The organism is Neochlamydia sp. EPS4 (genome assembly GCF_000813665.1).
Classification (GTDB): Bacteria; Chlamydiota; Chlamydiia; order Chlamydiales; family Parachlamydiaceae; genus Neochlamydia.
In genome coordinates this window covers 19,073-40,520 of sequence record NZ_JSDQ01000086.1, presented here as the reverse complement: position 1 = coordinate 40,520, position 21,448 = coordinate 19,073, and the positions used below count along the sequence as shown (strand labels likewise).

Annotated in this window: 19 protein-coding genes and 1 pseudogene; 9 read left to right on the top strand and 11 right to left on the bottom strand. The window is 36.7% G+C overall.

Going from position 1 to position 21,448, the window contains the following annotated elements; translation table 11 throughout:
• Nucleotides 1-714, top strand: a 714-nt coding sequence (locus tag DB42_RS08525; protein WP_193365289.1) for a leucine-rich repeat domain-containing protein, incomplete at its 5' end; no start/stop codon positions are given.
• 78 nt (nucleotides 715-792) lie between these two features.
• Here DB42_RS08525 and DB42_RS10630 read toward each other — a convergent pair.
• The 7 genes and pseudogenes from DB42_RS10630 to DB42_RS10620 form a co-directional block, all read right to left on the bottom strand.
• Entirely contained in the window at nucleotides 793-1,503 is a 711-nt protein-coding gene (locus DB42_RS10630) for an IS1634 family transposase (protein ID WP_155117488.1), read from the bottom strand.
• Nucleotides 1,479-1,718: a hypothetical protein gene (locus tag DB42_RS10625; RefSeq protein ID WP_052436097.1), complete on the bottom strand. Its 240-nt coding sequence runs from the start codon at nucleotides 1,716-1,718 to the stop codon at nucleotides 1,479-1,481. Before DB42_RS10625 ends, DB42_RS10630 begins: the two co-directional genes overlap by 25 nt.
• 151 nt (nucleotides 1,719-1,869) lie before the next feature.
• Nucleotides 1,870-2,310, bottom strand: coding sequence for an IS1634 family transposase (locus DB42_RS08515; protein WP_255359368.1), 441 nt, complete (start codon nucleotides 2,308-2,310; stop codon nucleotides 1,870-1,872).
• A gap of 16 nt (nucleotides 2,311-2,326) precedes the next feature.
• Nucleotides 2,327-2,404 (bottom strand): annotated as a pseudogene (locus DB42_RS11925) (hypothetical protein); the annotation flags it as partial.
• Nucleotides 2,405-2,551: 147 nt separating this feature from the next.
• Nucleotides 2,552-2,968 (bottom strand): hypothetical protein, encoded by a 417-nt coding sequence (locus DB42_RS08510; RefSeq protein ID WP_044882610.1) that lies wholly within the window; start codon nucleotides 2,966-2,968, stop codon nucleotides 2,552-2,554.
• Nucleotides 2,965-3,384: a DUF302 domain-containing protein gene (locus tag DB42_RS08505; protein ID WP_044882609.1), complete on the bottom strand. Its 420-nt coding sequence runs from the start codon at nucleotides 3,382-3,384 to the stop codon at nucleotides 2,965-2,967. Before DB42_RS08505 ends, DB42_RS08510 begins: the two co-directional genes overlap by 4 nt.
• 538 nt (nucleotides 3,385-3,922) lie before the next feature.
• Nucleotides 3,923-4,603 (bottom strand): hypothetical protein, encoded by a 681-nt coding sequence (locus DB42_RS10620; RefSeq protein ID WP_052436095.1) that lies wholly within the window; start codon nucleotides 4,601-4,603, stop codon nucleotides 3,923-3,925.
• Nucleotides 4,604-4,707: 104 nt separating this feature from the next.
• Here DB42_RS10620 and DB42_RS08495 point away from each other — a divergent pair, with 104 nt between their 5' ends.
• Together DB42_RS08495 and DB42_RS08490 are read left to right on the top strand one after the other, a co-directional pair.
• On the top strand, nucleotides 4,708-5,067 hold the full coding sequence (locus tag DB42_RS08495; protein ID WP_044882608.1) for a Spx/MgsR family RNA polymerase-binding regulatory protein: 360 nt from the start codon (nucleotides 4,708-4,710) through the stop codon (nucleotides 5,065-5,067).
• Between the two features lie 339 nt (nucleotides 5,068-5,406).
• A complete protein-coding gene (locus DB42_RS08490) occupies nucleotides 5,407-6,189 on the top strand; it encodes a hypothetical protein (protein WP_044882607.1) in 783 nt (260 codons plus the stop codon).
• A 477-nt stretch (nucleotides 6,190-6,666) separates the two neighbouring features.
• On the opposite strand, the gene DB42_RS08485 is transcribed toward DB42_RS08490, so the two are convergent.
• Nucleotides 6,667-7,146, bottom strand: a complete 480-nt coding sequence (locus DB42_RS08485) for a DUF6790 family protein (protein WP_044882606.1) — start codon at nucleotides 7,144-7,146, stop codon at nucleotides 6,667-6,669.
• 686 nt (nucleotides 7,147-7,832) lie between these two features.
• Here DB42_RS08485 and DB42_RS08475 point away from each other — a divergent pair.
• Nucleotides 7,833-8,342, top strand: a complete 510-nt coding sequence (locus DB42_RS08475; RefSeq protein ID WP_044882612.1) for a DUF2147 domain-containing protein — start codon at nucleotides 7,833-7,835, stop codon at nucleotides 8,340-8,342.
• A 100-nt stretch (nucleotides 8,343-8,442) separates the two neighbouring features.
• Here DB42_RS08475 and DB42_RS08470 read toward each other — a convergent pair whose 3' ends face one another.
• Complete coding sequence (locus DB42_RS08470; protein WP_044882604.1) at nucleotides 8,443-9,441, bottom strand: phosphatidylglycerol lysyltransferase domain-containing protein; 999 nt, start codon at nucleotides 9,439-9,441, stop codon at nucleotides 8,443-8,445.
• A gap of 1,333 nt (nucleotides 9,442-10,774) precedes the next feature.
• Here DB42_RS08470 and DB42_RS08460 point away from each other — a divergent pair.
• From DB42_RS08460 to DB42_RS08440, 4 genes are all read left to right on the top strand, one after another.
• Nucleotides 10,775-11,281 (top strand): helix-turn-helix domain-containing protein, encoded by a 507-nt coding sequence (locus DB42_RS08460; protein ID WP_044882602.1) that lies wholly within the window; start codon nucleotides 10,775-10,777, stop codon nucleotides 11,279-11,281.
• 957 nt (nucleotides 11,282-12,238) lie between these two features.
• Nucleotides 12,239-15,784: a hypothetical protein gene (locus DB42_RS08450; protein WP_044882600.1), complete on the top strand. Its 3,546-nt coding sequence runs from the start codon at nucleotides 12,239-12,241 to the stop codon at nucleotides 15,782-15,784.
• Between the two features lie 31 nt (nucleotides 15,785-15,815).
• Nucleotides 15,816-17,762 carry a hypothetical protein gene (locus DB42_RS08445; protein WP_044882599.1) on the top strand — a complete coding sequence of 649 codons (1,947 nt, stop codon included), beginning with the start codon at nucleotides 15,816-15,818 and terminating at the stop codon, nucleotides 17,760-17,762.
• Between the two features lie 73 nt (nucleotides 17,763-17,835).
• Nucleotides 17,836-18,852 (top strand): hypothetical protein, encoded by a 1,017-nt coding sequence (locus DB42_RS08440; RefSeq protein ID WP_044882598.1) that lies wholly within the window; start codon nucleotides 17,836-17,838, stop codon nucleotides 18,850-18,852.
• 681 nt (nucleotides 18,853-19,533) lie between these two features.
• Here DB42_RS08440 and DB42_RS08435 read toward each other — a convergent pair.
• A complete protein-coding gene (locus DB42_RS08435) occupies nucleotides 19,534-19,866 on the bottom strand; it encodes a multidrug efflux SMR transporter (protein ID WP_044882597.1) in 333 nt (110 codons plus the stop codon).
• A gap of 88 nt (nucleotides 19,867-19,954) precedes the next feature.
• Between DB42_RS08435 and DB42_RS08430 the strand changes: the two genes are divergently transcribed.
• Entirely contained in the window at nucleotides 19,955-20,746 is a 792-nt protein-coding gene (locus DB42_RS08430; RefSeq protein WP_044882596.1) for an SDR family NAD(P)-dependent oxidoreductase, read from the top strand.
• A gap of 29 nt (nucleotides 20,747-20,775) precedes the next feature.
• On the opposite strand, the gene DB42_RS08425 is transcribed toward DB42_RS08430, so the two are convergent.
• Nucleotides 20,776-20,985, bottom strand: a complete 210-nt coding sequence (locus DB42_RS08425) for a hypothetical protein (protein ID WP_044882595.1) — start codon at nucleotides 20,983-20,985, stop codon at nucleotides 20,776-20,778.
• Nucleotides 20,986-21,448: the final 463 nt, after the last annotated feature.

Below are 21,448 nucleotides of genomic sequence, written 5' to 3'. Positions count from 1 at the left end.
TCTAATCTGCAAGGGCTTCACTTAAATGAAAACCTGCTCACCAGCCTTCCTGCAGAAATTGGACAGCTCCTTCAGCTGCAAGGGCTTTACTTAAGCCAAAACCAGCTCACCCGCCTGCCTGCAGAAATCTGGCAATTGTCTCAGCTACAAGTACTTGAATTAAATCAAAACCAGCTCACCGCTCTGCCTACAGAAATCGGGAAGCTATCCAAGCTGCAAAAGCTTGACTTAAGAGAAAACCAGCTCACCACTCTGCCTACAGAAATCGGGCAGCTGTCTAATCTGCAAGAGCTTCACTTAAGCCAAAATCAGCTCACCGCTCTGCCTACAGAAATTGGGCAGCTGTCTCAACTACAATGGCTTCAATTAAATCAAAACCAGCTCACCAGCCTTCCTGCTGAAATAGGGCAGTTGTCTCAGCTACAATGGCTTGACTTAAGAGAAAACCAGCTCACTACTCTGCCTACAGAAATCGGACAGCTGTCTAATCTGCAAGAGCTTCACTTAAGCCAAAACCAGCTCACCAGCCTACCTGTAGAAATCGGGCAGTTGTTTCAGCTACAATGGCTTGGTTTAAGCCACAACCAGCTCACTGCTCTGCCTATAGAAATCAGGCAGCTGTCTGATCTGCAAACGCTTGAATTAGCGGAAAATCCTTTGAAGGATATCGACGAAAAAATAAGGCAGCGTTTTTCGATTGTAGAATGGTTGTAAGTGCTTTTTAAATTGGGGTGGGCTAAAATGAAATAACAAACTTTTAGCCATCTTATCTTTAAACCCACATTCCGCAAGTTAATCTCCATGAGTATATAATTTCTGAAAAGGAGGCCCTAAAACTTGTAAAATGTGTTTCATATTAGGATTTAAATTAAGGATTAACTCTTTTATGCTTTCAGGGGTACGTTTGATTAAGAGATGTACACCTTCAAAAACTTGGAAAATCCAGCGCAAGGTAGGCATCTTTGTAGGTTTTCCTAATTGATTAGGAATGGAGGTAGACAGCTTTTCTAATTGTTGACGTAAATGGCGCTGAGTAAGGGTATAAACTAGCAAGCAAAGACACATAATTATAGCTAAAGCTATAATCCTTTGCTCATTTTTAAGGAATACCGACGAAGTCATAAATAAGGGATCTTTTAGAAAGCGGAATCCTCTTTCCACCGATTGTTGGCTTTTATAATTGTCTAACAGATCATCATTTGAAAGAAGCTCGGCATTCAGCTCATTAGTGGCCAGGATAAATTTTCCTTTTCTTTGTAAGCTATTAGAAATTTTTTGCTCATCTTTTGCTAAGGCTGCCTCCATTCTATACTGGATCGATAAAGCTTGCTCTTTTTTAGGTCTGCCAGGTTCTTGCTTGCTTAGTTTTTGTATAGTATTTATTTTGTCTAGACGATGATATTTAAGCTTTTTTTCAAAAGCTTTCGGGGCTGCTTTAGCATCTTTTTCGCAATCAAAAGCTTTTGAGGCAAGCTGCTTTAATTCTTTGACTTTTGCTTGCAGCTCATTTCTATTTGCTTCTCTAAGGTTTTCTTTTCCCTTATAAAAGCTTGTTCAGAATAGACTAAAAGCCACCTTTGGGGAATTCCTGCATAGATAGAACCTACTTCAACGGCCCAGTAATCGGCAGACAGCTTTTCCATTTCTTCTTTAGAAAAGCTAGATACAAGCTCATAGGCTGCTCCTATTTGTTCTGGAACGCGCGTTACCGATTTCATAGCATCGGATCTTTTAGTGTGCCAGCGGTATACATAGCACTATCGGCAACGAAATAATGAGGTTTGGATCTATCTTTAATTTGGGATTTAAGCTCTTTTAAAGTTTTCCTATAATGGCTTTTATCCGAGGTATTACCTGCAAGCGCTTGGGCTATAATAAAGGAACATCTCCATCTTGGCTGCAAATTAAAGAAATCATAAATTGTGTAAGATCAGGCCGATAGTCTTTTGAATGTCCAAACGTAATGATAGGAACTTGCTCCTCCGAGGAATATTGCCCTTGAACAGACATGCTTGTCGTATCTAAATGCTGAAATTTTTTATTAACATTAAATTTTGAGCAGGCTTGCAAGGCAATGGCTGAAAAGATAGCATCACATCCATATTCGTAGCAGCGGTCTAAAGCTCTACCTAAACGATCACCAGATACATTTTCAGATTTACATGCTCTTCCTAGTAATCGTTCCACAGGTTTACTTGCATAAAGTTGTGCTTCTAAATATAAGGGACACGAAGTAAAACCTAATCCATTGATGACCATTAATTTGATACATTTCCCTGTTGTCATAATAGCTCGGGGATCGGGGGGAATTAGCCTGATCTATCATGCTCACTAAATTGATTTCGTCACACATGGCAGAAACAATCCCTAAGTGGTCAAGATCTTTGCTACTATACTCTTCCATCGTTTATATCCTCTCTTTCTTTGCTTTGAGAGGAACAAGATTAGTTTTTTCTTAAAAAAAAACTTAAGTCAATTTCTCATAATAATAAAAAAAATTATTCAATCATTGTTTTAACCTGCGGAATGTGGGCAAAAAAATCCCCTTTATCTATATTCTTTGCCAGATTTCATATACATGTCCTTGCTTAGCAGAAAAAAAATGAGGCCTCTCTATTTCTGGAAAAGCAAAATTTGCTTTTAGAATGTCATGGTCGAGTTCAAATATACCTTTAAAGGCTTTTTCGGCAAAAGGCCCTGAATGAGGAATCAAATCTATCTGGTAAGGTAGAAAATCAATATTAATAGATATCCTACCTTTATCGCTTTTAGGAAAGCCTCCTACGTAGTTGGGAAAAGTTAATTCGCCCCAGGCTAATTTAAAATGCTCCACATCAGGAAAGCTATAGATAAAGTTTTCAAATATGGCAGAAGGTAACCAAAGGCCATTAAGTTGGCAGCCTATCACTTTCCAATTGCCTTTCAATGCTTTATCCATTTCAGACTTATTAAGTTTGTTTGTGTTCATGTAATTTCCTTAGCTTGTTGGAGTGCTATTTTTACCCATGTGTTAAGGGTATCGTTCATTTTTTGTAAAATTTGAAGGTTCTCTTTTATTCCATAGTTTGCTGCTAAACAGGTAGGATCTTTATAACCGATTTGGGTAAGGCCTTCATCGTTTTGCCATACAAGAATTTTTAGAGGAAGTTCTATCCCAATAGCCGGGTTTTCTTGCATGAGCAAAGTACCGGTTTTAGGGTCTCCAAAAATAAGTAGCTGCTCATAGGGTAACTCTAATCCTTTTTTTAAAGCTTCTTCTGCATGATTGATAAGCGCAAATAACTCAACATTTTTAGCATTAATAATGCTGATTAGTTTTTCGATTATTTTTGAAGGTGCTTCAGCACTAGAATAGACGATAAAGGGATAGGGAGGGAGGCTCATGATGAAAATCCTTGGCACAGTCTACATTGTAAAGTTAAGTTGAATATGACAAAATTAAATTTTAATTTAAAGTTTTTCTTGAGTGATTGGAGAGAAAAAATTCATAAGTGGCAGAAATATTACTTCTTGCTCCTCTATATTTTATTTCAAGCATAAGGCCAATCGATGGTAAAAAATGAGGAGAATAAGAAAAAAATAAAAAATAATTTACCGCCGTAAAGGGGGCAGCCTTATATTTTAATAAATCTCTAACTTATTTTGATGCGGTCCATTCTTCAATAGGAGAGGGGTAGCCATTTCCTTCTTTTCATATATAAATAGGACTTGTGCTTCTAGCTGTATTTGAAATAGGGGTAGGGGTTTAAGAGCATAGAGTTGAGAAAAGCAGGAGGTAGCTGGAATAATTAAGGCATTTACGTTAAGCCTTCTTAAATTCCTAGGCTAATAAAAATTAAAAAAGCAACAAGCAAACTTTATTCCAGATAAGTTTTAGACGAGGTAGGAAAATAAAAGTAACGGTAAGCAGATTGGGGAAAATTCATTTTTGGATAACCAATAAAGCATTATCAAAGTGATTTAATTTTGAAGGAATGATGATTACTTCTATATATTTCAGTTGATATTCTTTTCTCAGGTAAGGAATAAGCTTTATAAAAGCTACTCTTGAATGAGCAGTGAGATCTTCAATAATATATATTCCTCCTTCTTTAAGTTTGTGAATACTGTGTTGCAAAAAATTAAGGTTAGCCTCAAATTCATGCAAACCATCTTCAAGCATAATATCAAACTGAAGGTTATTTAACTCTGTGTTGCTAAATAAATGGTGAATAGAACTCTTCTGGCGTTGGTCGCAATAATAAGTTTTAATCGTTGGAGTGTGAAATAAAATTCTTTGATCTATATCAGCCCCGAAAATGTTTGCTTGCGAAAAATAAAGAGCCCATCCCTGAAGTGAGGCTCCTGGGGTGCCGTCTCTTCCCATGTTATAGGGGATATCTGGATAGTTAGTCCCAATCCCTAACTCGAAAAGATTAATTTTATTATGTCTCCAAGGGCCAAATAATTTAGCATAAAGGGTGGTGTAGTTGTGCCTTTCATCTCCTTTATCACTGCCGAATGAGGTCATGATGGCACACAAGGTAGTCGATCTTTTATATTCTTGATGGGATAAATATGCATTTACCCATTCTTCCACGGGAATTGTTGCTAATTTATTCATTAGCTCCTAGTGTTATTTTTTTATGTATAAAACGTAATTCTAACTTTAAAAGATCATAAAAATAATGTACCATAAAATTTTTGATTTTTTTAAGGAGTCCTAAAATGTCTGTTCTTGTTTATCTGCATACAAAGTGTTCTACCTGCCAGAAAGCTTTACAATTTTTAGATAAGGCTAATATTTCTTATACAGCAATAGATATCGTAAAATCTCCTCCTTCTCTTGAGGAATTAAATAAAATGCTTTCTTATTATAAAGGGGATACAAAAAAACTTTTTAACTCTTCTGGTAGGCTTTATAAGGAACTTCAACTGAGTCAAAAATTGCCTTATATGCCTCAAAATGAAGCTTTATCTTTATTGCATGCGCAAGGAATGCTTGTTAAGCGGCCTTTCTTATTAGGGGATGGTATAGGCTTAGTAGGCTTTCAGGAAGAGCATTGGAAGCCTGTCTTTTTAAGTTAATTGAAGCTTTTACCTTGCCTTCATGCATTTTAAGATATTTTATTAATCCTGCTCTTAATACGTTTCCTTCTCTCAATTCTTAAAAAAGCTTTTTAGTGGGTAGATCCATTTTTACCAATGGATTAAAAAAGCCTGAAATAAATTCTTATTGAGTTTGTAAAGGTAGACTTTAGAGAGAGTGTGTGCGTGTAGGGCTCACCTCTTACAAGCTTATAACTTTTTTCCCTCTGTAAAAGAGGAATGCAGGCTAGTATCTTAATAAGCTATTTAATCTTTCCTTTAAATAAGCCCTAGTATATGAGGTATAAAAATTATATCAAAATTTTTTGAGGGTTAAATATGCCTATTACGAAGCCAGAAGACGGTATCATTGTGGGAACTTCCCATCGTTTAGAGTGGATGCTACCTTGGTGGTGGACACATTTTCGTCAGCATAATGAGTATCCAGTATTATTCGTAGATTATGGGGATATGTCTTTACGAGCAAAAAACTGGTGTCAGCAGCGGGGGGAGTTGATAAAGCTAGAGTTAACTGATACCTTTATGGCCAAAAAGGAACAGATAGACCCTACGCAAGCTTGCCTGTGGGAAACAATGCAGCCTCAAGTGTGGGATTTACGTTTTACTTGGTATAAAAAACCTTTTGCTTTGTTATTGTCACCTTTTGAAAGAAGCCTATGGCTAGATCTAGATTGCCAGGTGCGCGGATCTTTGCAACCTCTATTTGAAGGGTGTGAAAATGAAGCTGGCTTTGCTGTAGCGGCTGAACATGCCCTTTCTCAAGAATTAAATCTACATAGAAAGATAATCACTCCCGGTCAAATAATGTACAACGCGGGAGTCATAGCATTTGCTAAGCGTTCTAAGATAATTAAAGATTGGGTGGCTCTTGCCGTAGAGCAAAATCATTTGTTTTGTTCTGATCAGCAATTAATGGCCCATATTTTAAATTCGCACCAGGGCTCCTTTACAACGCTTCCTGCTATTTACAATTGGACAGCTGATCAGAAATTTTTTTCTGAGGTAGTAATTTTACATCGCTGGGGAGATGAGGGGAAAAGAAATATTGCTAAAATAATGGAGATCCTAACCCGAGAGATGAACTTTAATTTTTCTTTTTAATGATCCATTGGCGCGCGCGTCACCCTCCTAACTCTTTCAAATATAGAACGATGAACTTTATCAAGGATAAAATATCGTCTCTGCTAAGCCTTTTAAACGATGAAAAATAGTGGGTGTTAGTTAAATTGAGGCCAGAATAGAAGTTTTTTATCCTGTTTCTTCTCTATTTAATTGCTTTACCCCACTTACTCCATTTTTTACTCTTTAAAGAGGTCTTCTATCTATTTTAAGCAAGGATGAGGGCAAAAAAGAAAGCTTAGGGTAAGCTTTACGGCTATAAGAATTTTCCGGATAAAAGCGAAATCATCCACAGCTCTGGGGAAGAAGCAGTAGAAGGAAGTTTATTTTTTTTACTGAAAGTTAGGTTTTTTACTTAAACCCTATGGCTCCCTTCTCCAAGCATGAGTATTTGAGAGATAATAATGCCTAAGCACACATACACCTATCTAACTGTCATCTATCTAACTGTTCAGATCTTTAAAATTTAGGGAAGGAATGAAAATTTTTGAGGTAGCTTCTCAGCAAAATCAATAGACAGATGGGTATCACCAAGTTACCGAACCATACTAAAATACCACTATTATAAGGAGCTTTATTATGGTCGAGATAGGAAGCCATGTGAATGCAAAAATTGCCCATCAAAAAAATAGTAGAGCTTAACACTGTGGCCACCCAAAATAAACCACGAAAATAAAGGGATAGGATCCCTAAGACCCCAAAAGCTAGATCAGCTACGCCTACTTCCAATTGAAAAGGACTGCCAGGCGGCCATCCAATTAAAGCTGCAATCTGGTCAGACTTGAAAATATGTCCACTAAAAGCAATAAGCCCCATTATTCCAATATTAAAAAAGAGAAGATAGGAGAGTAAGATTTCCCGAGGCTCAGCTTTTTTAATCAATGTCTTATGGATAAGAGTAAAGACAAGCGCCATTCCAAAAAGTATAAAACCGATCATTTAAGGTCCCTTAAACAAATAAAAGTTAAAAGCTATCTTTAATTTATTAGCAAAATTTCTATCTTTTTTTCTTATACGCTTTTGAGCTAGTTCTTATGCAACCCCGTACTTTATAAAACCCCTCTCATTAAGTAGAGAGGTAACTTTCTGGGTGTTGGATATGCAGCCTTAGTTCTTTTAAAGCGTGTTATAAATTTTTCTTCCGTCCCTTTTAAGGCCCCTTTTCTCTTCATAATAAATTTTTTCCTTAGCGCTTTCTAAAAAGGAAGATGTTGCTAATATTTGCATACCATATTTTTTTTGTATATCCAAGTAAAAGTAAAAAAATTGCTTTTCTTCTCTTTTTGTTTTATCTATAGGGTAAAAAACAGACGTGAGGAGCAAGGAGTCATATTCTCTCTACCTTAAAAACTTTCATGAAAATTTTTTTATCTAAAAATTAATGTTTCATGTTAAATCTCATCAAAAATGGCAAATTAAGCTTTTTGATAGCATGTGCTGATAATAAGTTTTGACGAGGCAATTATTAAGAGGGAGGAATCCTTTCTAACATTTTAGGTTGGTTGAAAATTAAGTATTAAACCCATGTTATTTTCTACTATCCTTAATTTTAGGCTTATCACATATGGGAATATTTTCAGATGCTTAGCGGAATTACTATAGAAAAACCATTGGGAGTTAAAAATATGAAAAATTTTCTTTTGTTTACCTCGTTTTTTTTACTGATACTTTGTCAAGGTTTTGCTGGGGAGGAAATTACAGGCTTTTGGAAAACCATCAATGAGAAAACCGGCCGGGCTGAGTGCACGATAGCAATTTATGAATATCAAGGGAAATATTATGGACGTATTGTGGCTACTTTTGATGAGCAAGGTGAAATTGCGGACACTATCGATCATCCTCATGACAGAGCCCCAGGGGTCTTAGGTAATCCTTATTATGCAGGCTTAGATATTATTTGGAATCTGCAACAAAAAGGTACCAAATATACTAATGGAAAAATTTTAGACCCTGAAAAGGGTAGAGTGTATGGAGCAGAACTATGGCGCCAAGACGATAATTTAGTCGTGCGAGGTAAACTGCTATGTTTTGGTAGAAATCAAATATGGCTACCTGTCAATAAGGAGGAGCTAAGTAGATTATTCACCAAAGCTAACTTACCTGCTTTTATACCTAACATCCCTAAAGTAAAATGAAAATAGGTAAGCTGCACTTTTTTAAAGTAGCTAAAAAATTTTCTTTAGCTACTTCTCGTTTAATGGATTAATTCTTAAAGAATGAGATTTTTTTCTTCATTTAAAATCTGGCATTCATGGCACGCATGAGCCCAAACATATCGCGCGCCATAAATTTTTTATTGGTAAAGAGAAGATGACTGCTTTCGTAATAGGGCTTATATTTTTGCCAATATTTTCTTTTGCCATCGAGCTTAAACATCCAATTAGCACCTTTAAAGGCCGTTTTGGTAAACCAATTAGAAAAAGCACTTAAGCCGGTTATTCGATTAATTTTGTCTAAGGGAACCATGCCAAAGGTAAGATATTGACAATTTTCTTTGCGTAATAGCTCTAATATGGAAACGACAAGGAGTTCAGTGGTCCCCCCTGAAGCCTCTGGCGTGGCCATTAAGAGATTGATGACCCAGCCTCCTCTTGCTTCTAATTGATTTAACATGCATTGCCCCACTAAACGGTTTCCTTTAATAGCATAAAACCATCTTTTTCCTGAGCGATTATTAAATAGGTGAATATTTGAAAGATAGATTTGAGGCCCTTTTCTGCCTTTTAGCCAAGTTTGCTTAGCTCGCTCCATAGCTTGTTCTAGTTCTGCTTGTGGTGAGGTGTATTCATGAATAGACGTTCCTTCAGTTAAGGCATGCTTAACTTTTTTACGCAACATCCTTGCATCACGTCCTGCCGTAGGATCAAGATGAGGATCTACAAAAAAGTCATGTCCTACTTCAATTAGCGCGCCCTTATAGTGCCGCACCCCCCAATCTCCAAATTCTTGAGAGACTTGAGTATAAACGATATTCTTTTTATGTTTTTTACACTGCTCTTCAAATTCTAGAGCTAATGAAATTTTTAAAGCAGGATCACATACAGGCTCGCCAAACACAAAAGCGGTACCTGCGGCAAGGCGATAACCAATAAGCCCTTCAGCATAGCGAGAGGTAAAAATTTGGCAGCGCGGATCAAGTAAAGCGATAGAAGGGGAGCCTCCCCAACGTGTGACATAATCGGCTATTTCCTGGCTGCTAAGTTTTTGTTGAGATGGTAATTCTTGAAGCTGCATTTTTCTTATCCTTGCTTTTTTTTGCCAACCTAAATTTTACTAAAGAAATTGTCAATGGATTATTTTAGTTAGGTGAAGGAAGGTCGTATTACATTGGAGGATCTAAAATTTTTAGAAACTTTAAAAAGAGTGCTAGAGTACGTGAAAGTTGTCATGAAGACTGAGAGCGACGAAGAATGGAAGCAATAAACCCAAATTTTAGCTTTTAATACAAAAAGAGGAAAGTTCTGCAAGCCTTCCCCATTTGTAAGCCTCCTTTTCTTTGTTAATCTTACCGAAGGCTAATGGAGACATTGGCTCCCTGATTTGCCATCAAAAATTAGTACTAAATTATTGTTAAGATGAAGGCTTACTTTAGCAATTTGCAAAGACTGATAATTACCTTAATGAGGCCAAAAGGAATGCCGATGGGAAGTAAAGATGGTCTTAGGCATATAGATGGTGTGAGGCTGGCCTTGGCGTTTTTATGGAAGTGTTTAGAACCAGTCGCTTGGATGATAAAGGAGAAATTCAAATGACTAAAATCATAAGAATGAGAGTATCGGTACCAAGAACTGGGGCGAAATAACCTGTAGTAGCGAAGAAGGCTGGTAATGCGGCTGGAGCAAAAAGGATGGATTAAGCGGTGACATTCATTATTTAACTACATTTCTTGGAGGAAAGCGTTAAGTGAAACAAAACCTTTTATTATTTCTAAAACCCCTGAAAAAATAGAAATGAGAGGAGCGTTTGCTTAATTGGGAACAGTGTGAATCGAGAGATTTCTGCTCCGTTCTAAGAGAGGCCTGTGGGGAAGTTCTGCAAGTCGACTCGCCAGTATCACAAATCGATAAAGCAAAATACTGGTCACCCACCACAATTGCTCGCTCTCAAAAAAGACATATTTTTGCCTCACTTATCGCTTATTTGCAAGCTTGAATTCCTAAAAATTAAAACCTCTCTTATTCATTTTGTTATAAATTATAAGCTAATCCTTAAAGCCAATCAGATGGCGTACCAAGAAGTGCAAAATTTATATAAAAATTCTAGGTCTGCGTAAGATGAGTTAATAAGCGGATATCTTTTTCAATCATTTTGATCTTCCATACTTAAGTTTTTCAGTAAAAATTACTTTTAAAGCACGCAGAGGTTTTTTTTAGCCACTTCCTTATCCGATAACTGCTTTACATAATTTTATAAAGGTATATCTTGTAATAAGTTTTTTTTGCTTATATTGTTATTCTTTTTAAATAAACTTTTTACGTAATAGCGTTTAAGAAGGCAAAGAGCCTTTTATTAAATTCAAATAAGGAGAATAATTAAGGACAAGAAAATGTTTGGAAAGGAGGAAACCATGTTTGTAGCTTCTTATCATACAATTAAGGAATTAAATGCTCTGTCAAAAAAGAAAGCCTCTGCTAGTTATAGCCTTAAATTAAGAGCGGTAGCCATGGCGATGGAAGGAGAGAGTGCCTCTCAGATAGGAAAAACTCTAGGTTATTGTACAAGTGCTATTCAGAAATGGATAAGAAGATATAATCATCACGGTTTAGAAGGATTAATAGATAGAAGGCCTATAATAACTGGAAGAAAAAGAGCTCTAACGCCTGAGCAAGAGAAAGCCTTTTTAACCCGGGTAGAAAAAGGGCCAGAGCCTTGCGAGCTGCTCAAGGTATATCACTTAAGCGACCTTCAATTCATTCTAAAAGAAGAGTTTGGTAAAAAATTAACTTTGCCTGGCGTATGGGGGATTTTACGTCGCTTTAGCTACCCGCCCTTGACCCTTCGTCTTCAGCGCTATAAAGCCAATCCGAAGGAACAAAAAAAATTAAAAAAAATTCGAAATTCATCAATGGAATAAAGAATCAATTTTCTAAGCTAAAGATCTAAATTAAGTTGGAAGATGAGCAAGCCTAGGGCAATAATGATCTTAATATTCATCCTTTCTGGCTATCTCTCGATATCTCTTAAGCTTAATCCAGTTGAAAAACTTATAGCCTTATTTGCTTAGTCACTTTTGCTCTAATTGCCTATATCGACGTTATAAAGGACTAGAAAAGCAGGCCGTAGTTTTCTAAAAAAGATTCAGTTAAGCGAAAAGGGAATAAAAACCTTATAAACTGTCTTCTATGTCTAATTACGTAAGGAGTTGATTAAAAGTATGTTGTAAAATTTTTTAGACATCATATTAACACGAATTTTTTGTTGACAACTTGTTAAGTAGAAGCTGAATATTAGTTTATGAAATCAAAGAGATAGATCATGAAAATGATTCAGGCTATCCTAGCAAGTGACTTCAATCGTTTGGGCTATTTTATAAAGCCATTTGCTAAAAATTTACTTGATAAATTTACTTTCTTTCTAGCGAAAAGAAAGAGAGCATTATCGACACTATTTCTTATAAATCATTCCTCGTCCTTTATAGAAAAGAAAAAAAATTGCAAAGTATTTTGCTTTTCTTATAGCCAGAAAGTAATAAAGCTTTCAACCTTTTTTCTTCTTGTTTTTCCTTTTCTAAATTTTATTTGGAAAGCGTCAAATTATTATTTCCCCCATAAAGCTTTTCTATTTGCTGGGGAAGTTCTTGTCCCAAATAGGAGCACATTACATGCTTTTCTAAAGTTTGTGTCTACACTAAAGTTATCAAAAACAAGAGATGTGAGGTTAATGAGGCAAGGTACTTATTTGTCTACATGCTTTCACACTGTCATCTCGTGGCCTCCAAAAAATAAAAAAAATTGTACAAGACTTATGGGTGCTTAAAAATAGGCACTATTATTGCCTAGAAGAAAAAAAATTACAAAAAAGGTGATGGCATATGACAATTAATCAAAATTATTTAATTGGTCAAAATGGTTTTTACTCCGCCCCTGTAGGTAAAATGCAAGCTAAGGAAACTACTCCTAGGAGCAAAGCAGCACTTGAATTCGAAAAAGTGGCTTTAGTGGGCAAGCTAGCAAAAAGCAGTTTAGACAATCCGAATGCTGGTAGGCAAAATAAGATAAAGGAGGGGGATTACATTCAAAGATTGAAAGCCACTAACGGGCAGATAGTTGAATTTACTTATGGTGATAAGAAGAACACCGTTATGGCTTGCATTTTACCTGTTAGGGGTGAGCCTATTTATATTCATCCTAAAAACTTACCTAAAGACCTAATAATTATCCAGAGTGCCGAAACATTTTTTAGCTTTTTTAAAAATGTGAGCCTAAGAATTGCTGCGCTAAACAAAGGTGAATATAAGCTTTATGTTAGCGGTAAACTGTTAGGAGGTATGTTAGTTGATTCTGAAGAGACGACTTCTCCAAATTCTTACCAAAAAGCCTTAAGGGAATTCACCGAGCACCTTTTTGATTTAGCTAATCCTTTGCTTTTACAAGATATTTTACAAAAATTATCGCAAACCTCTCAAGGCGTTATAGATTCCAATGAAGGCATAGAAAATCATTTTTCCGACCTGCATTTACCTCGAGACACCCTGTCTTATCTCCGAGAATTTAGCGCGCAGATAACAGCTTGGGCCACTTCACAACCAGACCAAACTGCTGCAATCGTTCAACGCATCAAAAATGATTTAAGCCAACTAGCTAAACAAAACAGAGAGGGTGAATATTCCCTCTGGGAACCTTTAGTCACTTTATTTAACATTCCCCAAATTAGAGAATTGTCAAATGATAATGTCAAGAAAATTATCCATAGGATTGACCAGGGAAGGGTGAAGGATTTACGAGATTTTATTATCAACCTGATAAAAGAAGATGTTATTAATGTTATTAACAAGCAATTAAAAAAAGAAAGTAAATATAACGACATTAAAATGCTTTTAGGCCAAGTAATCAAGAAAAAACCTCCACCAGAGGGTATTGTAGCCAATTGGGATCAAAGGTCTGACTTCTTTGAGAATAAAACTCTTAGTTTGACTAATCCGAACACACAGGAGACTTATATCGGAATCATTGTAAAGTGCTTGCGAAAAACTAGCGATAATAGCCTTATTTTTCATTTGCAAGATCAGTCTGAGGTCCACATTGCATCCGATACTCATGCAGTTATAATAATAGAAAATCACTATCATAAATTGTGGTCAGCTATCCATAACAACCTTTTATCAAGCCAAGAGATTTTTGAAATCGAGCTTGCAACGGAACAACAAGAAAAAAATAGCCTTAAGCCCGGATCTTATTTCATAAGCTCCATCAAGCATAGTAGTGGCAGTACTTCATCTTCAGGTAGCTCTAGCACGATAGAGTTAAGCGATGAAAAAACAAAGAGAAAGAAATATATTCTTACTGCTCATTATGAAAAAAATATGGTCTCTAAAATTGAAATTCAAGGGTGGGCTGGTGGTCGGAAGAAAAAATACATTAAATTAAAGACATATACACCGTCACAGTTAAATAGAATGTATATTGTGAAAAGAAGAGTTGAGAAAGCTATCTCAGGCATTAATTCATCCAATGCTGATAAGCAGGTCCGCATTATAAATGAAAAGGACGAAATCACACTTAAATTATTTCCTCTTAATCAACTCAAAAAACAAACTGATGTCCTTCGAGCAAAGCTTATGCAGCAATCTGACCTTTTAGAGCAACTGATTGACAATTTAGCCTCACATCAACTTACTAAAGTTGATTGGGAGCTGCTGACTTCCCAAAAACAAGATTTAGCTGAGCATTTAACGAGTATATCTGAAAAATATTCTCAACATTTAAAAATAGCCTATCCGAAAGAAGATATTTTGAAGGAATTAGTAAAAGAGGTCTTTTATGCTTCTCTTTTAGATAAAGAGAAAAATGTTGACGTCTTTAAAACTATGGAATTATTACTGGAAGCGTATCAGCACATAGAAAAGATAAAAAATAAGGATGTCATCTTTTTTGTAGGTAACACAACATCGGGTAAAAGTACGGCCATTAGCTATTTTCTGGGTGTCGCGAAGGACTCCTTTTCTAACGATGCTGATAATGAGGTGGTGCGTGCGAAAGAGAATGAAGAAGCTGAAGAGACATATTCTACCCTTGGGCAAGTCTCAGTTGAGCCTGAAGCTCCTTATAATCAAGTTTATGCAGTTCCTGATTCTTCTTCCGTTGTACTTGCTGATTGTCCAAGATTCAATGATACGCGAGGAGAAGACCATGAGATTCTCGCTAATCTAAGCATTGATCTGGCAGTGCAAGAAGCCAAGCAGATTAAAGCCATTGTGTTAGTGGTGTCCATCCATGCTTTTTTAGCAGATCGAGCTAATGCGATTATTGACCTTATTGATACAGTCAAAGAAAAGTTTCCTGGTCTTTTTAACCCAGATAAGCCTCAAGATAATCCTAGCGTCTATTTATTGATTACTAAACAAGAGCAAGTGGCTTCAGAAATAGTGGAAAAACTTAAAGATGGCACTCGAATTAAAGAACTCCTTGAAGGAACCCCAATGAGAGGTAATATCTGGGAAGTGATCAATCACATGCAAAAGAATAAGCAAGTGGACTTTATCGATATAGATGATGCGTGTGAGACAAAAGAATTATTGGAAAAATATGAGCAAACTTCTCCAGGGATTGCTAAAGATCAATATGTACCCGCTATGCAAAGGAGAGATATGCTAATAAAATTTGATAAATATGTCAAAATATCCACCGATATTTGGACTCACCATATCTTTACGCCCTACTTGCAAAGCCTTCCTGAATCTATTCAATCTTCAAAAAATGAAATCGAAACAAAAAAGAAGCGTTTAAAAGAGCTTGAAGGGGAAATAGAACATCAGCTAAACACAACAGTTCCATTGTTTGCCCTCAAGCAAATGGTAGATCACTTTCTTAAATGGAAACATCTCTCGCCAGATGAACTATTAGCCAAGTATATTAGCAAATACTCTTCCAATGTTTCATGGGATATAGAAAAGATTCCAAGTTGCCAGGAAAAAAAAGAGCTAATAAATACGCCCCTGGACATGAAAAAGTTAAAAGATTTATCTGAAAATTTATCTGACTTAGATAATAAAGATTCAAATTGCGAGGGAAAAAAGGAGCTACAAGATGCGATCCAAAATTTAAAAAATTTAATAAATTTAAAAAAGATAGAAGTTGACATAAAGATTACCGAAGGGGAAAAAAAAGCAGAAGAAGAGAAACTTCAAGCGACCGAAAAAAGAAAAAGGAACCTTGCCATCATCATTCAAACTCATAAAGAGACCGCTAAACTTTTAAGAGATTTTTCAGGGCTTGTTGTCGGCCAGCCTACTGAAACAGAGAGAAGCAACCAGAGAAACGAAGTGGCAGAGGCATGTCAAAAGTTTATAAAAATTTATGATGAAAATATTAAAGAATTAGAAAAACAATGCTGCGAAGATCTAAAACTTGCTCAGTAAATAAAATGCAAAAGTTTAAGGAGGATTAAGTATGCAAATTATTAATTTTAATGCATCACCTGATAAGGCTGTTCTGCCCGTTTTTTACAGACCTAACAATGTCAGGCCGTCCACAGCCAGTATTATTACCCATATTGGCTCGGCTTCTTTAGTTAATTCTAATGGCGTGTGTGTTAACACGTATAAGTCTTTGCTGAATGATAAGAAAATCGAGGTATTATACAATAAGCAGACTGGCCTGTCTGCTATTATTCATTTTTTAGATGCTCAAGGCAATGTTGTAAGTAAAAGCTTGCCTCTTCCCTTAAAAGGCATGCCAGCAGAAATAACTGTTCAAAAGGATGTTAGCCAAATTAAGCGCTTTTTTGAAAATACACATTTAATTGCAGAAAAAGGTTTAGAAGGAAGCTACGCGCATGTATCAGTCCATGTCAGTGGCAAAGGAGGGGGGAACGGAAAGATCCCCTTCCAACCAGGCCTTGCTTTAGGCTCCGTCGTTAGGGGCGAGACTTTGATAAAAATGGAAGAGTATGCGCAAAAAATGGCAAACGAGGAAACTATTATAGAACAAATCAAGTCTGCTGAACAAAGAATTGACATGTTAAAAACTAAGATTAAAGCTAGGCATGATGTAGCAGTCCAAGGTGAATCTGGTGATCCTCTCATAGCCTGTTGGGAAAAGCAAATGGGGGCGGCAACAAATTTTATAAAGACACTAAGTGCTAAGCTAAATAGCGCAAGCGGCGAAATTCCTATATTTGAAAATTTTTATCAGGGCGTTGAATCTCCTATAGATATGGCTAGATCACAGATGGAAGTGCAACCACGAGGTTTTGACAGCCTTCACTACAATTCCCAATATATTGACATGAGGCAAGAACTTTCTAAGATTCATGATAGAATTACTCACTCCTCTAGTGCTAGCAGCGTCTCAGCGAGTGTAGGGTGGCTGATGATGGTGGGCGGCAGCGCCTCTCTTGCTGGGTCTAGTGCAACTTCAGAACGCTTGGCTCAAATCAAAATGGAAGGTATAGCTGAAGGGGTATTAGTGATCAACGCTGTGGCTACCAGTCGACATGTCCGCTGTTTTACTGATCTGCAGTATGATAAAAGAAAGTTGCAAGCTCTTCTGAATGCTATGAATAGAAACAATAATGATGAGCTTAAGAAATATGGAATTTCAAAGAGAGCGGATGGTACTAAGGAAATTTATTTATTAACAGAAGCGGTATTAGGTGGCTCATTCACCGCCCTTGTGACTTTCTCAAATGAGTCGAGAACGGATAGAAAAGAGGATAAATTTACCCATGAGCATGGTATTAGTACTGCAGTAAGAGGTGGAGGAAATTTCGTGGATTGGGGAATATCAATAGGCAATTCCAATGCCATCCAATATGGAATCCAAACAGAAAGTGATATATTAAGAAGCATAGTAGGCACAAAGGTATCTATCGAAATTATTTCGCAAGGTGCTATGCCTATTTTTGCACGGGAGGTTGTTGAACGTGAGATTATGAAACATGTGGATCTCAATCCTTCGAAATTTGAACTGAGCAAAAAAGATGAAGAAGATGCAGAAATAATGGCTACTGGTAAGGAAAAAGAAAAAGCCCTAGCTGTCTTACAGCGACGGATGAAAATGGAAAATGCACAGGTCGCAGTGATGAATACTTATCGCGGATTAACTTCCTCAAAAGAGAAACAAAATGTTCATTCCACACAGAGTGTAATGGAAGCTTACGAGAATTTTGTTACCCAAATGACCACTGATCGTGACTGTGGAATACCGATTGGATTTAACTATCAGATATTAACCCAGAAAGAAATTGAAGAGATGTTAGAGGAACTCAGCCCTTCCTTTAAGGAGGCAGAGCAAGGCAAGCCAAGCGTAAGCCAAGCAACGCAGAAACCTGAAAAAGATACAAAAGGAAAGCAATATGAAGGCCAGGCTCCTCAGAACCCCCCACAAACTCAATAAATTTTAATCTTTCTGGCGGCCAACTTGGCCGCATTAAATCCACTTAAAATTTTAAAAATTAAGGGAGCCCTATATGAGTGCTATCATAAGTCAAAGAGATGTACTGCCTATGCACTTAGGCTATGCACTGGGAAGTATTATTAAGAAAAGTGATTTTTTATTACCTCTGAAGAATAAAGTCCGTTTAAACTTAGAAGAAGAGCTTGAGAGGGCAAATATCGAAAAAGTTGAGATGACAAATTCTCCCTCTTATACACAATCTACTACAGAAGGGAAACAAACAAGGTTAAACATTTTAAACGCTAAGATAAATAAAATTAAGAAAGACTATAGTGAGGTATGCAGCAAAATAAGCGAGCTGTATGAGTCACGAAACTTCTTTTCTACTGAAGAAATGCTTCCTATTGATCCCCATTATTCCAAAGTCAAAATTGTTGACGAACGTTCTTTCTTTTCAGAAAAAATGTCGCATCTTGTTTTTAGAAAGACAGATACTACAGGTACAGATTTGCATAAAAAGATAGAGATGTTTGTTTCTCAACTGTTTTCTCAAGATGCTCCATCCAGTCTTCTCTCCTCTAGTATGCTAGGGACTGTAACGAGTAGCATAGAAAATATGCTAGAGACAGAAAGCCAAATCTATTTAGTAGGCTCTTTTATTACCCTGCCTCGTGTCCGAGTTATGGATCCTGTTGCTATTAGAAGAAAGGCAACAATTAGCAATGCATTAATAGAACAGGCCGAGCAATATTATGTGTTAACTGAGGCTGTCTTAGGAGCGGTCTTTTTAGGTTGCGGAAAATATATATCAGGAAGCGGACAGGGTGATAAGGAAGGGGGTAAAGAGTCTGAATCCTTAATGTCCAAGGTCTCTATGATTTCCTATATTAGTCAAGGAGCTATTCCTCGACCTGGTAAAGATGCGGAAGATATAAATATGTGGAATGTATATGCACAATGGAAACAAGTACTACTAGAGGATCCTTTAAGTGGATATCCTATTGGATTTAAAGTTAGAGAACTGCAAGATGTATTTAGTGAAAATAAAATTTCTGTAAGAAGAAAAGGGGAAGCCGATACAGGTAGCTAGTTTTTTTGCTAAGCAAGCGCCCGTCTAAGGCTATTGACAGGCTACAGGTGGGTAGTGTTTTTTTCAAAAGAGGATAGGAGCATGTCTGCGAAGGATAAAGGCCTTAAATGTGTTCCACGCAGTGCTTGAACTGACAGACAAGGACTAACTGGCAGGTGGATTAAGACTGCCAGTTTTCACTTATTTCGGTAGTTAGGCCCTTACTATCCGGAAATGTTTGCAGGTATGTTTTCTCAAAGCAAAACTGCCATATATACGCTTTACTATTATCCAAGTCCATTTATTTATTTATTTATTTATTTTTCTTGGTCTTCTGGCCCTTCCTCAAGGCTTACCAACACTTTCTTTCTAAAAGTTGTCGCTTTTCACCTAAATTTATTTTGACCAATATACCCAAGCGAGTCTACGCTCTACAACCCATCGCCTTCACTAAACAAGGATTTGTTGCTTAGTGCTTAAGCTTGCCTAGCCTTCAACTAGATGACCTTAATGATTTCACTTTCTTTAGCAAACGGTGGAATAATTTGGAGCTGCATGCCACTTTCGTCTTCTAAATTGGCTTCATGTTGACAAGCGTTATGCATTGAACTTTGCATTCTATTAAATTTGCTTTAAGTCTATTAGCATTGGAGCTTAGGCTATCTTTCTATTTAATATTGAAAGATTGATAGCTTTTTAAGCTTATTCGCTGACAGGGCCAGTGAACAACATCAATACTGCGACTCCAGCTAAGATAAGAGCTGTCCCTAATAAATGCATCAGAGAAAAGGCTTCATTAAAAAAATAAACACCAATCAATATAATGCTTACAATTCCTAGCCCCGACCAGATGGCATATACTACGCCCACAGGTAAGGTTTTCAGAGCAATAGAGAGGGACCAAAAAGTAAGCCCATAGCCCACTACTACTACTAGTGAAGGAAAGAGCTTAGTCATCCCGTAAGAGGCTTTTAATGCACTGGTCCCTACAACTTCGCCGGCTATGGCCATTAAAAGATAAAGATATGCTTCCATAAAGACCCCGTTTAGGGGTACGATAAATCAAATACGATATAAAAGTAAATGGCGCTCAATAATAAATTTGCCATTCATAAGGAACGCGATGAAACAAGATTTTAAAAACCAGACAGTTATGATTACCGGGGCAAGTTCAGGATTTGGAGCAGCTTTTGCTGAAGCCTTTGCACGTGAAGGAGCTAGCTTAATCAATATTGCTAGGCGTAAGGATCGCTTGCAAGCTCTTGAAAGTTCTTTGCAAGAAAAATACGGGGTGGAAATTTTATCTATAGAATTGGATGTCTCGGATGAAAAAGCGGTGGTAGAAAAATTGGGTCTGTTGGCAAAAGATTCTATAGTGCCCGATCTTTTGATTAACAACGCTGGCATGGTAAGAGGGTTAAATAAAGTATGGGAGACACCCCCACAAGATTGGAATGAAATGATTGATATAAACATTAAAGGATTGCTTAATGTTAGTGCTCAGATTATTCCTCACATGGTTAAGAAAAATGCTGGGCATATCATCAATGTAGGCAGTATTTCAAGTCATGATACCTACCCTGGAGGAGGGATTTATTGTGCTACTAAATTTGCTGTCAAAGCTATTACGGATACATTAAGGAAAGAGCTGGTGAATACTCCTATTCGTGTTTCGATGATTTCTCCTGGAATGGCTGAAACAGAATTTAGCTTGGTTAGGTTTGCTGGTGATAAGGATAAAGCCAATGCTGTTTATGAAAACATTCAACCTCTGACAGCGGAAGATGTGGCCGAGATTGTCCTTTTTATGGCTACGCGCCCTCCTCATGTCAATTTAGCTGATGTGGTCGTTTATCCTACTCATCAAGCTTCAGTATCGCTTGTTTATCGAGGAGAAGGAAAAGCAAAGAGTTAGCTGAAGAAGTAATTTTTCTATGTGCTTAACTATTCTAGCGAAAAAGTGCTTGTAATAAAGTTCGAAAATAGGTTTTTAAGCAGCTCTTTATCCCACATTCCGCAGGTTAATTTCCATTGACCTATAATTTCTGAGATGAGGCTTGAGTCAAAACATAAGTTCCTACTCATTAAATAGTTAACCAATCCTACTGTAGTCATAATAGCTTTTGAATTATGATGGATTAATTGATTTATCATATTCCCTTATCTCTATTTCATTGCATAGTGTAAAACCAATCCTACGGGGGGCAAAGTCCTTGCTACAATACTTTTTCATCTTTCATGTTTTCGCTTTCTTTGCTTATGGAGGAACATGAATAGTTTTTTCTAAAAAAAGCTGGAGGCCCATGTTCCTCTCTTTGAATTTAATCCCTTGATTGCTAACTCGTTAAAAAAATTAATTCTTTAATTTAAATTCTATTCCTTATTACTAAAAAATAATATCTTGAGATCGTTACAACCTGCGGAATGTGGGCTTTATGTAAGCATGCGCTCTAACCCTTGATTAAGAGAATCAGCTGAGAAAGATTTAAAGTTCTTTTTAAAGAATACACCTACTTTTCTTAAAGCGTAGAATCTTTTATCTGCAGCTTTCATCATACTTTTTTAGCTTTTAGGACAAAAATTAGAAGCATTTAAATGGTCTTGCTAAAAAATATGA

Excerpts from the sequence above, each read along its gene's own strand:
- DB42_RS08460 (WP_044882602.1), top strand. The coding sequence starts at position 10,775 with ATGTTTGTAGCTTCTTATCATACAATTAAGGAATTAAATGCTCTGTCA.
- DB42_RS08450 (WP_044882600.1), top strand. The coding sequence starts at position 12,239 with ATGACAATTAATCAAAATTATTTAATTGGTCAAAATGGTTTTTACTCC.
- DB42_RS08510 (WP_044882610.1), bottom strand. The coding sequence starts at position 2,968 with ATGAACACAAACAAACTTAATAAGTCTGAAATGGATAAAGCATTGAAA.
- DB42_RS08435 (WP_044882597.1), bottom strand. The coding sequence starts at position 19,866 with ATGGAAGCATATCTTTATCTTTTAATGGCCATAGCCGGCGAAGTTGTA.
- DB42_RS08495 (WP_044882608.1), top strand. The coding sequence starts at position 4,708 with ATGTCTGTTCTTGTTTATCTGCATACAAAGTGTTCTACCTGCCAGAAA.
- DB42_RS08430 (WP_044882596.1), top strand. The coding sequence starts at position 19,955 with ATGAAACAAGATTTTAAAAACCAGACAGTTATGATTACCGGGGCAAGT.
- DB42_RS08505 (WP_044882609.1), bottom strand. The coding sequence starts at position 3,384 with ATGAGCCTCCCTCCCTATCCCTTTATCGTCTATTCTAGTGCTGAAGCA.
- DB42_RS08445 (WP_044882599.1), top strand. The coding sequence starts at position 15,816 with ATGCAAATTATTAATTTTAATGCATCACCTGATAAGGCTGTTCTGCCC.
- DB42_RS10620 (WP_052436095.1), bottom strand. The coding sequence starts at position 4,603 with ATGAATAAATTAGCAACAATTCCCGTGGAAGAATGGGTAAATGCATAT.
- DB42_RS08470 (WP_044882604.1), bottom strand. The coding sequence starts at position 9,441 with ATGCAGCTTCAAGAATTACCATCTCAACAAAAACTTAGCAGCCAGGAA.
- DB42_RS08490 (WP_044882607.1), top strand. The coding sequence starts at position 5,407 with ATGCCTATTACGAAGCCAGAAGACGGTATCATTGTGGGAACTTCCCAT.
- DB42_RS10625 (WP_052436097.1), bottom strand. The coding sequence starts at position 1,718 with ATGAAATCGGTAACGCGCGTTCCAGAACAAATAGGAGCAGCCTATGAG.
- DB42_RS08475 (WP_044882612.1), top strand. The coding sequence starts at position 7,833 with ATGAAAAATTTTCTTTTGTTTACCTCGTTTTTTTTACTGATACTTTGT.
- DB42_RS08425 (WP_044882595.1), bottom strand. The coding sequence starts at position 20,985 with ATGATAAATCAATTAATCCATCATAATTCAAAAGCTATTATGACTACA.
- DB42_RS08485 (WP_044882606.1), bottom strand. The coding sequence starts at position 7,146 with ATGATCGGTTTTATACTTTTTGGAATGGCGCTTGTCTTTACTCTTATC.
- DB42_RS08440 (WP_044882598.1), top strand. The coding sequence starts at position 17,836 with ATGAGTGCTATCATAAGTCAAAGAGATGTACTGCCTATGCACTTAGGC.